Origin of the sequence: Stenotrophomonas sp. I18B00994 (assembly GCF_014145825.1) — a bacterium.
Classification (GTDB): Bacteria; Pseudomonadota; Gammaproteobacteria; order Xanthomonadales; family Xanthomonadaceae; genus Stenotrophomonas; species Stenotrophomonas maltophilia.
This window is the reverse complement of the sequence record NZ_JACIUW010000004.1, coordinates 152,605-166,974: the sequence shown is the minus strand read 5'-3', so window position 1 is coordinate 166,974 and position 14,370 is coordinate 152,605. Positions and strand designations below refer to the sequence as shown.

Here is a 14,370-nt window from a genome sequence, read left to right as displayed (position 1 = left end):
CCCTGCCTGAGCAAACCCGAGTAGTAGGCCCTGACCCGTGGCAACCTGGATCACCACCCCCGCCGAGCTGGATGCGTACTTCCAGCAGCGCCCGACCCGCATCGGCCTGGACACCGAATTCATCCGTGAACGCACCTTCTGGCCGCAGCTGGCCCTGGTGCAGATGGCGGTCGGGCAGGACATCCTGCTCATCGACCCGCTGATTCCCGGCATGACCGAGGCGCTTGCGCATTGGCTGGCCGATGAATCCATCACCAAGGTAATGCACAGCGCCAGCGAAGACCTGGTTGCCTTCAAGTGGGCCTGCGGCGTGCTGCCGCGACCGCTGTTCGACACCCAGATCGGGGCATCGCTGGCCGGCATCGGCGGCGGCATGGGCTACCAGAAGCTGGTGGCGGAGATCACCGGAGTGGCGCTGGCCAAAGGCGAGACCCGCTCGGACTGGATGCGCCGCCCGCTGTCCGAGTCGCAGCTGCAGTACGCCGCCGACGATGTCGAGCACCTGTTCGCGCTGCACGACGCCATTGATGCCAGGCTGCAGGCGCTGGGCCGCCAGCAGTGGTTGCACGACGATGGCGAGCGCCTGCTGGCCAGCGTCGCCAACGATGAAGATCGCTGGCCGCACCTGGCGATGCGCTCGGCACAGTTCCTCGATGCCGCCGCGCAGCACCGCCTGTTGCGCCTGCTGCGCTGGCGTGATGTGCAGGCACGCAGCAGCGACCGCCCGCGAAGCTGGATCCTGGACAACGAACTGGCCGCCACTCTGGCGCGCACGCCTCCGGCCGACGAGGCAGCGCTGGGCAAGCTGTTCGAGCAGTTCCCAAAGGCACCGCGCAAGCTGGCCAGCGCCGTGTGGCAAGCGCTGTCCACGCCGCTGGCCGACGAAGCCGACGCGCCGCTGGCGCTGCCGGCCAACGACAGCAACAAGCAGGCGCTGAAGAAGCTGCAGGATGCCGTGGCCGAACGCAGCCGCGAGCTGGGACTGCCAGATGGCATCCTTGCCTCGCGCAAGCACCTGGAAAGCTATCTGGAACGTCGCCAATGGCCCGCCGCACTGGCCGGCTGGCGCCAGCAGGAACTGGAGTCGCGCCTGCAGGCGCTGCTGCCGGGGAACTAGCAACCCGCATCGGCCGCCTCACGGGGCGGCCCTGCCAATGCTCGACAAGGACATTGCTGCGTGCCTGCATGGCCCTCTTCCTGCATGTCACGATGGATGATCGGCTCGCTGCTGCTGGCCAGCAGCACCCCTGCATGGATCACAGCAGCCAGCTCAACGCCTACGCGGCACTGACGGGCGGGCTGGACCTGGCCCGTTCGGTTCACTACCTCGCGCTTTCGGCACGCCTGATCGAACCGGCCCCCGCTGCCAGCGAGCAGGACAAGTTCGAACCCTGGCTGCATCCGCACGCCCTGATGCTCGGCTATTTCCCGGAATCGAGGCGTAGAGACAGGGCCAGGGCACACTCGCCTACCGGCCCGAGCTGCTGCTTGCCTTTCCGCTGCACATGGACGATCCGCAACGCGAACGCCTGTACCGGGTGACGGGATTCACCTTCAAGCCTCCTGCTGAATGCCATCGACACGGCAGCCGCATGTCCTGCTTGCCGCCGCTAACGACCGCGCTTCTAATGTCCAGCCTCGTACTCGCTGGATTGCAGCAATGACAAACGGATTTGCAAAAGACGGGCTTTCCCCCGAAGACCTTGCCTGGCGCGTGCAGGCGCGCACTGCGCTGCAGGAACGGCGCTATGCCAAACTGGATGCGTTGCTTGCTCCACATGAGCTGGCCTGGCTGCAGGGAGAGAATGCGCTGCCCGGCATCCGCTGGCGGCTGCGCAACCTGCACGACGCCACGCTGACACTGGAAGCCCGCCTGCAACAGGCCCAGCAGTGGGCCTCGGCCGCCCCCGGCAGCTACTACGCCTGGCTTTGCCTGGGTGCCTGCTGGCAGGACGCTGCCGGCGAACTGCGCAGCGCCGACGTGGCCGCACTGGTCGAAGACAGCCAGTGGCTGGCGGCGCAGCTGGCCCGCGACCATGCCGTGCACGCCTACCTGCAGGCGATGCCGCTGTCGCCACGACCTGCGCTGGCGCTGGATGGCATCAAGCGCATCACCAGCTACCTGCGCGAACCGAACTGGCTGCGTGCGCTGCAGGCCGGGGAACCCGCCGCATCCGATGACGCCACGCTGGCCGAGCACTACCCTCAAGCCTGGCCAAAGGCATTGCAGCTGCTGTCGCGCTTCGGCACGCCGTTGCAGACGCTGCCGGATACGCTGCCCCCGTTGCTGCGCGAGCGCAGCCAGGACGATTTCGACGCACCACTGGCGTACTGGATGCGCCTGGTGCTGGAGCAGCGCCCGGACGATCTGGCCACGCTGGAAGACACCCTGTACTTCCTGTACCCGCGCTGGGGCGGCAGCCATGAGGCGATGGAGAACTTCATCGAGGGCAGCTGGTGCCGTGGCTTGGAACTGGCGCAGAGCAACGCGCTGCGGTGGCACAAGGAGCAGGACTGGATGGGCGATCTGCCCCACCGCGAGGATGCCGACGCCGTGGCCGCGCACGAGCGCGCCTACACGCAGATCCTCGACTGGCACCTGGACCGCCACCTGCGCGCGCAGGTGCTGGCCCAGCGCGCCGGGCTGCGCTACCGTCTTGGCCGCGTTGAAGACAGCGAAGGCGTCGTGCAGTGGGATCCGGACCACATGCAGGCGGTGCTTGAAGATCTGCAGCAGGCATGGACATTGGACCGCGATGTGGTCCTGCATGAGGGGCTCGGCAACCTGGAGGCCTGCGCCTGGTTCGCCAATGTCGACGGCGCCGGAGCACTGTTCGCACAGGTGGTGGACTATGCCGCGCGCGAAGGCGGTTCGGCGATCGGCCTGCTGTGGGCCGCCACCGCCATCGAGCATGGCCTGCTCGGCCAGGCCAGCGACCCGACACGCGCCAGTGTCCTGCTGCAGCGCGCGTTGAAGCTTGCGCAGCAGGACGACACCTCGGCGGTGACGTTCGCCGCCAATCTGTTCTGTGATGTCTCACAGGCCGCGGGCCTGTCACTGCTGCAGCGCATGGCCGAAACGGGCGACGCTGGTGCGATGTCGGCGCTGTGCGACCTGTACAAGGGCCGCCTCGGCGGCCGCGACCAACCGCAGTTCGCCGATGCGGAAAAGGCCGCTTACTGGCAGGAGCGTGCGGTGGAAGGCGGCGACCTGATCGCCACCTACAACTTGGCCGTGCGCCTCGTCGCCGCAGGCGGCGCGGAGAATGAAGCGCGTGCGCGCGAGCTGTACCTGCGCTGCCTGGATGAGGCCGAGGCCGGCGAGCGCGTGTGGGGCCCAACCTGCCGCAACCTGGCCTGCCTGGCATTCGATGGCCGGAACGACGCGCACAAGCGCGAAGCGGTCGAACGCGCCTTGATTCCGCTGTGGTGGCGCGGCGACGACGACGACAAGCTGTGGGCTGCCGGCTATCTGGCCGACATCTACCACTTCGGTAACGGCGTCCCGGCCAATGCATTCCTCGCCCTGAGCTGGCTGCAGCGTGCCAGCGAGATCGATCCGGAGTATGTGGACGTGGTACGCATGGCACCGCTGATCAACGGCGAAGGCCGCTGGTTCGGTGCCAGCCGCGCACGCAAGCAGCAGGAACAGGACCGGCACCAGGTGGACAGCGCCACTTGGGCCCTGACCTTCGGCCAGCGCAGCCAGGACAGCAACCTCACTGCAGTCTGAAGCAACGAAAAGGGCGGCCCGGATCACCGGGCCGCCCTTTGCATTCCAACAGTGCGATGGCGGGATGCCCCGCCATCGCGACAGCGCATTACCAGTTCATGTTCAGCGAGACACCGACGGTACGCGGTTCGTTGTAGACCGCGGCCATGTAGTTCTCGATCACACCCTTGAGGTTCTTCTCGTTGGTGATGTTGCGCGCGAACAGCGCCACTTCGTAGGCACCGTAGTTGCCCGAGTAGCCGATCTTCAGGCCACCCTCGAAGTCGCCCTTGGAGTTGAACTCCTTGCTGTCGTACAGCACGAAGCTGGTGTAACCCTGCTTGTTCCAGTCGGTGGACACGAACATGGTGCCCGCGTCGCTGACCGGGAAGTCGTAGCGGGCGGCCAGGTTGACGTTGTACTTCGGCGCGTTCGGCAGCGGGTTGCCGTCGATCTGGGCGAAGGTGTTGGCACCGACCTTGATGGTCGGGTCATTCACCGTGCACACCACCTGGCCGTTGAGGCCGCAGACCTGCGCGTACACACGCTTGTCCTTGATCTCGCTGTGCAACAGGCTCAGGCCGGCGCTCAGGGTCAGGTTCGGGATCGGGCGCAGCTCCATGTCCGCTTCGAAACCGTAGGCCTTGGCCTTGTCGGCATTGAACAGCACGCCATTGCCGTCCGAATCGTTGCCGTTGAGCTGGATGTCGTTGACGGTGTAGGTGAACGCGGTGGCGTTCAGGCGCAGGCGGTTGTCCCACAGGCTGCTCTTCACGCCCGCTTCCCAGGACAGGATGGTCTCGGAATCGGCGGTGGTGAAATCGGCGTTGAACACCGCCGAACGCCCCTGGATGGTCGGGCCGCGGAAGCCACGCGCGACCTTGGCGTAGACGCTCACGTCCGGCGTGATCTGATACATCGCGCTCAGATCCCAGCTCGGGGTGGTGTCGGACATCCTGACGTCGGTGCGGCCCTTGTAGGTGACCACGCCGGCGGCAGTGTCAGCGGTCTTCAGCAGGCGGGTGTGCTTTTCGTCCTTGGTCTGGCGCAGTCCGGCGGTGACAGTGAACTTGTCGGTGAAGGCGTAGCTCAGCTGGCCGAAACCGGCCCACGAGGTGTTCTTGTTGCGCAGGCGCACCCAGTTGTTCGGATTGCGGGCCGCGCCCTGCAGGAACCACGCGCGCTGGTAGAAGTCGGTGGTGTCGCTGCCGTTGAAGTAGAACGCACCGGCCTGCCACTGCAGGGCGCTGTCATCATGGCTGGCCAGGCGGAATTCCTGGGTCCACTGGTCCAGGTCACGGATGCGGCCCATCGACTGGCCGTAACCGTTCGGCACGCCGTTCACCGGGAAGTTCACCGCGGCGCCGCCGTCGGTGTCGCCGCGGCTGTAGCCGGAGGTGGTTTCGTAGGCGGTGATCGAGGTGAAGTCGATCGCGCCGAAGTCGTAACGCGCCTTCACCGAGCCGCCGTAGGTCTTGTAGGCCTGCGGGTTGTTGTCGGCTTCGTCGTAGGCGACCTTGTCGCGCGGCACGTCGGTCTTGTTCGAGCCCTTGGTCAGCGCACCGCGCAGGAACAGGGTCGAGGTGCCCTCGTAATCACGGGCGTGGGCCGAGGCCAGGATCGAGAACTGGTCGCTCGGGGTCAGCAGCAGCTGCGCGCGTACGTTGCGGTCATCGAAGCCGCCCATGGCGTTCTTCTTCGGGCTGACCGTGCCGTCGGCGCTCGGGCCCTTGTAGGTGTTGTCGACGTAGTCGTCGCGGTGCTGGTACAGGGCCGACACGCGGAACGAGGCGATGTCGTTGATCGGGCCGCCGAAGCCGCCGTCGATCGACACGCTGTTATAGGTCGCATAACTGGCACTGACGCGGCCGGTGTAATCCTGGGTCGGCTTCAGGGTGTCGAACTTGACGATGCCGGCGGTGGTGTTGCGGCCGAACAGCGAACCCTGCGGGCCGCGCAGCACTTCCACCTGGTCCACGTCATAGACCGGGTTGGACTTCAGCACCACGTGCTCCAGCACCACGTCGTCCTGGATGATCGACACCGGCTGCGAGGCACCCAGGTAGAAGTCGATGTTGCCCAGGCCGCGGATGTAGAAGCGCGGGAAGATGCGGCCGGTGGTGGTTTCCGCATACAGGCTCGGCACGCGGCCGGACAGCGCCAGCAGGGTGTCATCGCCGCCGGCGGTGAAGTCGCGCATGCGCTCCCCCTGCACCACGCCCACCGAGACCGGCACTTCCTGCAGGTTCTGCTCGCGGTGTTCGGCGGTCACGGTGATGGTGTCCAGCCCGGTCGGGGTCGGCGCGCTGTCCTGCGCGGCGGCACCGAAGCTGCCGACCAGGGCCAGGCCGGCACAGGCCAGAGCCAGCGGGTGGCGGCGGAAGGAAACAAGGGAAGACGACAGACCCGACAGGCGGCGGGAATCGGAATGGGAGGGCATGAAATGCTCTGAGGAGGCGTCCGTGCGGCCTGCGCGGGCCGGGCGGCAAAAAGGAGGAGAACTGCGCAAGCCGCCATTATCCCCCAAATTGTTACGATTTCGTTGCGCGGCGCCCAAACCCGGCGAAACAAGCGGTTTCGGCACAGTCACCCGCTGATGTGCCTCGCGCCTCGACATGAAATTCCTTTGATCGGCTTGGCAAGCGGCAGGCGCTTGGCTAGACTGAAGCCCTGCCGTGGGGCCATAGCTCAGCTGGGAGAGCGCGTCGTTCGCAATGACGAGGTCAGGAGTTCGATCCTCCTTGGCTCCACCACTATTCAGAAGAACCCGTAGATCTCCGTAATCTGCGGGTTTTTCTTTTCAGCGCCGGCAACTCAGGCCGGCTCCTGGTCGCCGTCCTTGCGCCGCGGGCCGCGTGAGTGCGCATCGCGCACCTGTTGATCGCGCTGCCCCGGCCGCTGCTTGGCCACATCGTCCTGCTTCCTGTCCTGGCGGCTTTCCTGGACGCCCTGCTTCGGGTCCTGATCCTTGTCTCGCTCGTTCATCGAAAACTCCCTCGTCGGCGGCAGGCCAACGCTGTGCACCACGCTAGAGGCTGGCGGGTAATCCACAGGTCAGTCCTGCGCCAACGTCATGTGCAGGCACTGGCTTGCCGCCACTGCCCCCGCGCAGCCAGAATCCGAGGAACAACGCCCACCGGTACGCCATGCCCTCTTCTGCCCAGCGCGCAGCACACGCCGTGCCGATGATCATTGATGCGACCGACGGCAGCATCCAGCTCGGCAATCTGCCGACTCTGATCGGCCCCACCCTGGCACGGGATGAGGCGCGTGTCGCCTTCGTCACGCTGATGCATGGCGAGCGCGATGTCGGCACCGGCTACGTCTGGCTCAGCCTGCACCGGCTCAGCCTGGGCGGCGCGCCCGCTGGCATCAGCCTGTGCTTCCACGGGCAACAGCTCGACATGGTGACGATGGGCGTCGATCTACCCGGTGCGACGTTGGAAGACGGCTGGCCGACCCAGGCCGCGATCGATGCCGAAGTCACCTTCATGCGCCGCACGCTGGGTGCGGCGCTGGGTCGCAAGCTGGCCGGCGGCCACGCCCGGTTCGACTGGGGCGAAGCCTGGGCCCGTTTCGATCCGAGGGGCTTCATGGCCAGCAGCGGTATCCGCTACGCGCCACACTCCTGACCCCGCTCAGGTCCGTGTGATCGACACTCCACCCTCCACGCGCATCGCGGTTCCGGTAACGAAACTGCTTTCATCGCTGGCCAGGAACAGCGCCGCGTTGGCGATCTCCTCCGGCTCGGCCATGCGCTTCAGTGCGTGCAGCGAGCGCACGAAGTCGCGCGCATCGCCGGTCGGTGCCGCCTTTCGGCCCATCTCGGTATCGGTGCCACCGGGCAGCAGCACGTTGCTGCGCACGCCGCGCGCACCGTATTCGGCGGCGATCACCTGGCTCAGGCCGATCAACCCGGCCTTGCTCGACGCATAGGCCGCCATGCCGGGGAAGCCCACGGTGTGGCCGACAAAAGTGCCAACGAACACCAGCGAGCCACCGCCGCGCGCCAGCAGTGCCGGCAACTGCGCACGTGCCGCATGGAAGGCCGCATCCAGATTGGTGGCCATCACTTCACGCCAGGCGTCCACCGGGAACTCCGCCGCCGGCACGCCCGGGCCGAGCATGCCGGCATTGTTGAGGGCGATGTCCAGGCCGCCGAAGGACCGCTGGGCCAGATCGACCAGCGTTTGTGCCGTGCCCGGGTCAGCCACGTCAGCGGCATGCGCCACGGCTTCGCCACCGGCGGCGCGAATCTGCTCGGCCAGCGCCAGCAGCGGCTCCGGCCGCCGTGCGTTGAGCACCAGCTTCGCCCCTTCGGCGGCGAAGCGCAGCGCGCTGGCGCGGCCGATGCCAGCGCTGGCTCCGGTGATGAGGGCGATCTTGTTGTTCAGGCGCATGGTGGCAGTACCGGTTGTGAAGTGGCCGCCACGATGCCGCGCATCTCCCCTGCCGACACTCCGTTTCCGGGCCTGGCCCGTCGGTGCAGGAAACGGAGTTTCCGCAGCACCGGCACGTGCCAGAATCCGGCCATGGACAGTACCGCCACCACCGCCTTCGATGCCCGCGTCGAACGGGTCTGCCGCCACCTTCAGGCGAGCCTCGACGAACCTTCGCTGCAGGAGCTGGCCGACATCGCCGGCTGCAGCCCAACGCGCCTGCATCGTCTGTTCAAGCAGGCCACCGGGCTGACCCCCAAGCAATACGCCGCCGCGCTGCGCGCCGACCGCCTGCGCACCGGACTGGAACAACAGGAGCGCATCACCGATGCCTTCCACGATGCCGGCTTCGGTTCCAGTGGGCGCTTCTACGAGAACGCACCGAAGTTGCTGGGCATGACGCCCAAGCAATGGCGCGCAGGTGGTCGCGGCGAAGTCATCCACTTCGCGCTTGCCGAAAGCTCACTGGGCAGCGTGCTGGTGGCCAGCAGTGCCACCGGCGTGGTTGCGATCCTGCTCGGCGACGATCCGGAGACGCTGCTGCAGTCATTGCAGCAACGCTTCCGCCAGGCCGAACTGGTCGGTGCCGACCAGGGCTATGAGCAACTGGTGGCACAGGTGGTGGGCCTGGTCGAGGATCCTTCGCGCGGCGCCACGCTGCCGCTGGATATCCGCGGCACCGCGTTCCAGCAACGGGTGTGGCAGGCACTGCAGCAGATTCCGCGCGGGCAGACCGCGTCATATGCGGATGTCGCCGCGCGCATCGGCGCCCCGCGCTCGAGCCGTGCGGTGGCCCGCGCATGCGCGAGCAACCCGCTGGCGGTGGCGGTGCCCTGCCACCGGGTCGTACGCCGCGACGGCGACCTGTCCGGCTATGCGTGGGGCGTAGCGCGCAAGCGCGAACTGCTGCGCCGGGAAAGGGCCACGACTGCCTGAAGCAGGTGCCGACCTTGGTCGGCACGCCGCCAAGCCCTCAATCCAGCTTCACCACCAGCTTGCCGAAGTTGCGCCCCTGCAACAGCCCAAAGAACGCCTCCGGCGCATTCTCCAGTCCTTCCACCACATCCTCGCGGTACTGGATGCGACCTTCGCGCAGCCACTGCCGCATCTCGCGGTCGAAGTCCGACCACAGGTGGTTGAAGTCGTGCACGATGAAACCACGCACGGTCAGGCGCTGGCGCAGGATCTGGCTGAACAGTGCGGGCAACCGGTCCGGGCCGGGCTGCTCGATGCCCCGCTCGTTGTAGGTGGCGATGGTGCCGCACACCGGAATGCGGGCGAAGTCGTTGAGCAGCGGCAGCACTGCATCCAGCACATGGCCACCGACATTCTCGAAGTACACGTCGATGCCGGCAGGCACCGCCGCGCGCAGTTGATCGGCAAAATCAGCCGCGCGATGATCCAGCGCCACGTCCACGCCCAGCGTCTGCAGGTAGGCACGCTTGGCTTCGCCACCGGCGATGGCGACCACGCGCGCGCCCTGCAGCTTGGCCAGCTGGGCCACGGTCGCGCCCACCGGTCCGGTCGCGGCAGCCACCACCAGCGTCTCACCCGGCTTCAAACGGGCGATTTCATGCAGGCTGGAATAGGCGGTGAAGCCGGGCATGCCGTATACTCCCAGCGCGGTACTCAGCGGCAGTCCGGCCGGGTCCAGGCGGCGCCCCAATGCCTTGGCCGGCAGCACTGCGTGGGTCTGCCAGCCACCCGGCGCCAGCAGCAGATCTCCGACCGCCACACCTTCGGCGTTGGATCGCAGCACTTCGGCCACGGTCTGGCCCTCCATCACCGCGCCCACCGCCACCGGCGCGGCATACGAGGGGCCCTCGTCCATGCGTCCACGCATGTACGGGTCCAGCGACAGGTAGCGGTTGCGCAGCAGCACTTCGCCATCCCCCAATGCCGGCAGCGCAGCCTGTTCCAGGCGGAAGTTGGCCGCGCTTGGTGCGCCCTGCGGACGCGAGGCCAGCACGATACGGGAGGTAGCGAGGGAATCGGACATGGTGACCGGCTCTGCCGTTGCCAGCATCAGGAAAGGAATGCCGACACTACGCCGCAACGATTGCCGGCGACGGCCATGAAAACAGCGTTCCATGGACCGGCGCGGCGCGGGTCCGGCGCAGCCCTTGCCCTTGCAGCTTTGGCGATCGCGGCGATCTGCTGATTTCCACCGCAGACGATGATCGACTGACCACGCCCCCGCCCCACAACGGAGGATCAAGCACTTGCGAGCCCACAGACGGCAATGTGAAGAAATCTTGGCAAAACGCTTGCCGAAGGCAGCCGACCTCCGTAATATACGCGTCCTTGGCAGCGACCTCGCTGCAACGAAACATGTGGCCGAGTAGCTCAGTTGGTAGAGCAGGGGATTGAAAATCCCCGTGTCGGCGGTTCGATTCCGTCTTCGGCCACCACTTTCGAAGGCCTGCAGAAATGCGGGTCTTTTTTTTCCGGAAACCGGGTTTGATCACGGTTGCCACACAATTTGGCCGAGTAGCTCAGTTGGTAGAGCAGGGGATTGAAAATCCCCGTGTCGGCGGTTCGATTCCGTCTTCGGCCACCATCTTCAGAGACCTGCAGAAATGCAGGTCTTTTTTTTGCGTGCGGCCTGCCATCCACGCATGGCGTGGATCTACCTGGCGCTGGCCCCTTCCATGGCCTCGATCCATGCCGGGCCACCGCCGTCTGGTTGACGAAACATTTACACCGGTACCCGCCGCGGCACCTACGCTGCAGATTCCTGCCGGAGCCTGCCGATGCAATTGCACCCCACCCTGCTCGCCTGCCTGCTGCTGGCCGCCGCCCCGGTGATCGCCGCCGAACCGGTGCGTGCAGTCGACACGCTGGACATCGACCGCTATGCAGGCCAATGGCACGAGATCGCTCACCTGCCGGTGTCATTCCAGAAGCAGTGCGTCGGCGAGATCACCGCCAACTACGGGCTGCGCCGCGATGGCCGCATCAGTGTCACCAATGCCTGCCGCAACGCCGACGGAGAACGCGTAATCGCCGAAGGCGTTGCACGCCCGGTGGCTGGCCATCCCGGCCAACTGCAGGTGCGCTTCGTTCCGGACTGGCTGAGCTGGGTGCCACTGGTCTGGGCCGACTACTGGGTGCTGGCGCTGGACCCGGACTACCAGTGGGCCCTGGTTGGTGAACCGGACCGGAAATACCTGTGGATCCTCTCGCGCCTGCCGGAAATGGACCGCGCCCGGTTCGAGCAGTTGAAGGAAAAAGCCGAAGCCATGGGCTACGACCTGCGCCCGCTGCGCCTGATGGCCCCGCTTCGCGATACGCCCGCCGATTGAGCCGCAGTTCAATCCGTACGCGCACCGTGCGCCCGAAGATCCAGCGCTGCGCACGCCCCGCCGCCATCTTCACGCGCTACCCTCTGCGACGGCTCGCCACAGGCGATCCAAACGACCATACGCCGTAGTATGCTTATTCCAACGCACCGCCTCCAGAGGACCTGCGCCCATGCTCCACCGTTTCCGTATCGCCTTGATCGTCCTGAGCACCCTCGCCCTTGCCGCCTGTGGCAACGGCATCGTCAAGCGTGTTTCGGAACCGGCGGCCAGCCTGCAGCAGCTGACCGTGCGCGCCGACGGCAACTGGACCGTGGCGCTGCGCCTGCAGAACTTCAGCTCGATGCCGATGACTTTCGATGATGTGTCGCTGGCGCTGAGCGTCGGCGATGCCGAGGCCGGCACCCTGCAGGCCAAGCCCGGTATCTCCATCGGCGGCACCTCCGCGGATGTCATCAATGTCGACCTGGTGCCCAGTTCGGCCGCACGCCTGGTGGTGGCCGATGCACTGGCCGGCAACCGCACCCTGGCCTATGGCCTGAAGGGAACGGTCGCGGCCACGCCGCAGGAAAAGAAGCAGCGCAGCTTCGATATCAGCAGCCGCAGCACCCTCAACCAGGCCCCGGGCCTGCCGGGCGTGCTGCGCTGATTTCCACCTTCCGTCGCGGCGCCTGGCGCCGCTCTCCCCTGCCCTGATCAAATCGAGACGTACCGATGAGCAGCTACACCGCCCCGCTTTCCGACCTCCGTTTCGCCCTGCACGACGTGCTCAAGGTCGAACCCCTGTTCGCCCGCCTGGGCTTCACCGACGCCACCGCCGACGTGGTCGATGCCGTGCTGGAAGAAGCTGGCCGTTTCAGCGCCACCGTGCTGGCCCCGCTCAACAGCGTTGGCGATGAGATCGGCTGCGTGCTCGACCAGGCCACCGGTGAAGTGACCACCCCGCCCGGCTTCAAGCAGGCCTACGACCAGTTCGTCGATGGCGGCTGGACCGGCCTGACCGCCTCGCCGGAACTGGGTGGCCAGGGCCTGCCGCACACCCTTGGCGTGCCGCTCAACGAAATGATCAACGCCGCCAACCTGGCGTGGGGCAACTTCCCGCTGCTCTCGCACGGCGCCATAGAAGCGCTGAAGCAGCACGGCGAGGCCTGGCAGCACGAGGCCTTCCTCAAGCCGCTGATCGAGGGCCGCTGGACCGGCACCATGTGCCTGACCGAGCCGCACTGCGGTACCGACCTGGGCCTGCTGAAGACCAAGGCCGAGCCGAACGCCGATGGCAGCTACTCGATCACCGGCACCAAGATCTTCATCACCGCCGGCGAGCACGACCTGACCGAAAACATCGTGCACCTGGTGCTGGCCAAGCTGCCCGACGCCCCTCCGGGCGCCAAGGGCATCTCGCTGTTCGTCACGCCCAAGTTCAAGGTCGACCGCGAGGGCACTGTCGGCGAGCGCAACGCACTGCGCTGCGGCTCGATCGAGCACAAGATGGGCATCAAGGGTTCGGTCACCTGCGTGATGAACTTCGACGGTGCGCAGGGTTACCTGGTCGGCCAGCCGCACAAGGGCCTGCAGGCCATGTTCACCATGATGAACACCGCGCGCCTGGGCGTCGGCCTGCAGGGCATCGGTCTTTCCGAGCGCGCTTACCAGAACGCACTGAAGTACAGCCGTGAACGCCTGCAGTCGCGCGCCCTGAGCGGTGCGAAATTCCCGGACAAGCCGGCCGACCCGATCCTGGTGCACCCGGATGTGCGCCGCATGCTGCTGACGGTGAAGTCGCTGGTCGAGGGCAGCCGCCTGCTGGCCCTGCACGCCGCCACCCTGATCGACGTTGCCCATCACGCCGAGGACGCCGCCGAGCGCGAGCGCGCCGACACCCTGGTGAGCTTCCTGACCCCGATCTCCAAGGCCTGCCAGACCGAATGGGGCATCGAGAACACCTACAACGCCCTGCAGTGCTTCGGTGGCCACGGCTATATCCGCGAACACGGCATGGAGCAGCTGGCCCGCGATGCGCGCATCACCACGCTGTATGAAGGCACCACCGGCATCCAGGCGCTGGACCTGATCGGCCGCAAGACCGCCTCCAGCCAGGGCGCCGGCCTGAAGCTGATGCTGGCCGAGATCGAAGCCTTCGCCAAGGAGCATGAAGGCAACGAATCGCTGGCCGAGTTCATCGGCCCGCTGCGCGCCAAGGCCGCCGAATGGGGCAAGCTGACCCTGGACGTGCTGCAGCGCGCGGCCGGCAATCCAGACGAACTGGGTGCGGCCAGCTACGACTACCTGTTCTATTCGGGCTACGTGGTACTGGCCTACTGGTGGGCCCGCAGCGTGGCCGCCGCCGACGCCAGCGCGCACGGCGCCGCCTTCGCCCAGGGCAAGCGCGAAACCGCTCGCTTCTACTTCGCCCGCGTGCTGCCGCGCACGCTCAGCCACGCCGCCGCGATCCAGTCCGGCGCCGCCCCGCTGATGACGATGGACGACGAGCGCTTCGGCGCCTGAGCCGGCTGCCGCCCGGCACCCGCGGTAGCGCCGGCCGCTGGCCGGCAACCGCAATAGCAACAGCTGGATCCCGGTGGATGGCGGGGCGGTGTGGGCTGGCAGGACACGCCGTAAACCCCGCTCCGCGATCCGGCCCAGCCGCTGGCGACTGTGCGTTCGGGCGCTTGCGAAGCAGTGCTTCGCAAGCAAAGCGCCCTCACCCCTGGGGGCTCGATGGCGCCTTGCTCGTGTGCGCTGTCCTGCGCACACGGCAAGACCGGGGTTGGGGCGTCCTGCCCAACCCGCCCGAGGCATGCCTCGGGCCCATGGCGCCAACGGTCCTGCCAACCCACACCGCCCCGCCTCTGACAGTTCCCCGCGATCTGCGTAGATCCACGCCACGCGTGGATGAGAACCCCCTAAATCCCTCTGG

The 14,370-nt window shown here is 66.8% G+C and carries 12 protein-coding genes and 3 tRNA genes; 11 read left to right on the top strand and 4 right to left on the bottom strand.

Annotation, left to right across the window (positions count from 1 at the left end; translation table 11 throughout):
* The first annotated feature begins 37 nt into the window (after positions 1-37).
* From rnd to H4O10_RS06120, 3 genes are all read left to right on the top strand, one after another.
* Entirely contained in the window at positions 38-1,117 is a 1,080-nt protein-coding gene (gene rnd, locus H4O10_RS06130; RefSeq protein ID WP_049402434.1) for a ribonuclease D, read from the top strand.
* 68 nt (positions 1,118-1,185) lie between these two features.
* Complete coding sequence (locus H4O10_RS06125; RefSeq protein WP_053091541.1) at positions 1,186-1,542, top strand: hypothetical protein; 357 nt, start codon at positions 1,186-1,188, stop codon at positions 1,540-1,542.
* A 118-nt stretch (positions 1,543-1,660) separates the two neighbouring features.
* The gene (locus H4O10_RS06120; protein ID WP_049454411.1) at positions 1,661-3,733 is read left to right on the top strand and encodes a DUF4034 domain-containing protein; all 2,073 of its coding nucleotides are present in this window, start codon (positions 1,661-1,663) and stop codon (positions 3,731-3,733) included.
* An 88-nt stretch (positions 3,734-3,821) separates the two neighbouring features.
* On the opposite strand, the gene H4O10_RS06115 is transcribed toward H4O10_RS06120, so the two are convergent.
* A complete protein-coding gene (locus H4O10_RS06115; protein WP_049454410.1) occupies positions 3,822-6,152 on the bottom strand; it encodes a TonB-dependent receptor in 2,331 nt (776 codons plus the stop codon).
* Between the two features lie 237 nt (positions 6,153-6,389).
* On the opposite strand from H4O10_RS06115, the gene H4O10_RS06110 reads away from it, so the two are divergent.
* A tRNA-Ala gene (locus H4O10_RS06110) sits at positions 6,390-6,465 on the top strand.
* Positions 6,466-6,526: 61 nt separating this feature from the next.
* Here H4O10_RS06110 and H4O10_RS06105 read toward each other — a convergent pair.
* Entirely contained in the window at positions 6,527-6,697 is a 171-nt protein-coding gene (locus H4O10_RS06105; protein WP_169448320.1) for a hypothetical protein, read from the bottom strand.
* Between the two features lie 161 nt (positions 6,698-6,858).
* On the opposite strand from H4O10_RS06105, the gene H4O10_RS06100 reads away from it, so the two are divergent.
* A complete protein-coding gene (locus H4O10_RS06100) occupies positions 6,859-7,344 on the top strand; it encodes a hypothetical protein (RefSeq protein WP_033833221.1) in 486 nt (161 codons plus the stop codon).
* Positions 7,345-7,350: 6 nt separating this feature from the next.
* Here H4O10_RS06100 and H4O10_RS06095 read toward each other — a convergent pair whose 3' ends face one another.
* The gene (locus tag H4O10_RS06095) at positions 7,351-8,112 is read right to left on the bottom strand and encodes an SDR family oxidoreductase (RefSeq protein WP_049454408.1); all 762 of its coding nucleotides are present in this window, start codon (positions 8,110-8,112) and stop codon (positions 7,351-7,353) included.
* Between the two features lie 132 nt (positions 8,113-8,244).
* On the opposite strand from H4O10_RS06095, the gene H4O10_RS06090 reads away from it, so the two are divergent.
* The gene (locus tag H4O10_RS06090) at positions 8,245-9,087 is read left to right on the top strand and encodes a methylated-DNA--[protein]-cysteine S-methyltransferase (RefSeq protein ID WP_049454406.1); all 843 of its coding nucleotides are present in this window, start codon (positions 8,245-8,247) and stop codon (positions 9,085-9,087) included.
* 37 nt (positions 9,088-9,124) lie between these two features.
* Here the strand turns inward: H4O10_RS06090 and H4O10_RS06085 are convergent, their stop codons facing one another.
* The gene (locus tag H4O10_RS06085; RefSeq protein WP_049454413.1) at positions 9,125-10,150 is read right to left on the bottom strand and encodes an NADP-dependent oxidoreductase; all 1,026 of its coding nucleotides are present in this window, start codon (positions 10,148-10,150) and stop codon (positions 9,125-9,127) included.
* Positions 10,151-10,486: 336 nt separating this feature from the next.
* On the opposite strand from H4O10_RS06085, the gene H4O10_RS06080 reads away from it, so the two are divergent.
* The 5 genes from H4O10_RS06080 to H4O10_RS06060 all read left to right on the top strand — a co-directional run bounded on the left by H4O10_RS06080 (position 10,487) and on the right by H4O10_RS06060 (position 13,958).
* A tRNA-Phe gene (locus tag H4O10_RS06080) sits at positions 10,487-10,562 on the top strand.
* A 73-nt stretch (positions 10,563-10,635) separates the two neighbouring features.
* Positions 10,636-10,711, top strand: a tRNA-Phe gene (locus H4O10_RS06075).
* 193 nt (positions 10,712-10,904) lie between these two features.
* The gene (locus H4O10_RS06070) at positions 10,905-11,456 is read left to right on the top strand and encodes a lipocalin family protein (RefSeq protein WP_049454127.1); all 552 of its coding nucleotides are present in this window, start codon (positions 10,905-10,907) and stop codon (positions 11,454-11,456) included.
* A 169-nt stretch (positions 11,457-11,625) separates the two neighbouring features.
* A complete protein-coding gene (locus H4O10_RS06065; protein WP_049454125.1) occupies positions 11,626-12,102 on the top strand; it encodes an LEA type 2 family protein in 477 nt (158 codons plus the stop codon).
* Between the two features lie 65 nt (positions 12,103-12,167).
* A complete protein-coding gene (locus H4O10_RS06060; protein WP_049402547.1) occupies positions 12,168-13,958 on the top strand; it encodes an acyl-CoA dehydrogenase C-terminal domain-containing protein in 1,791 nt (596 codons plus the stop codon).
* Positions 13,959-14,370: the final 412 nt, after the last annotated feature.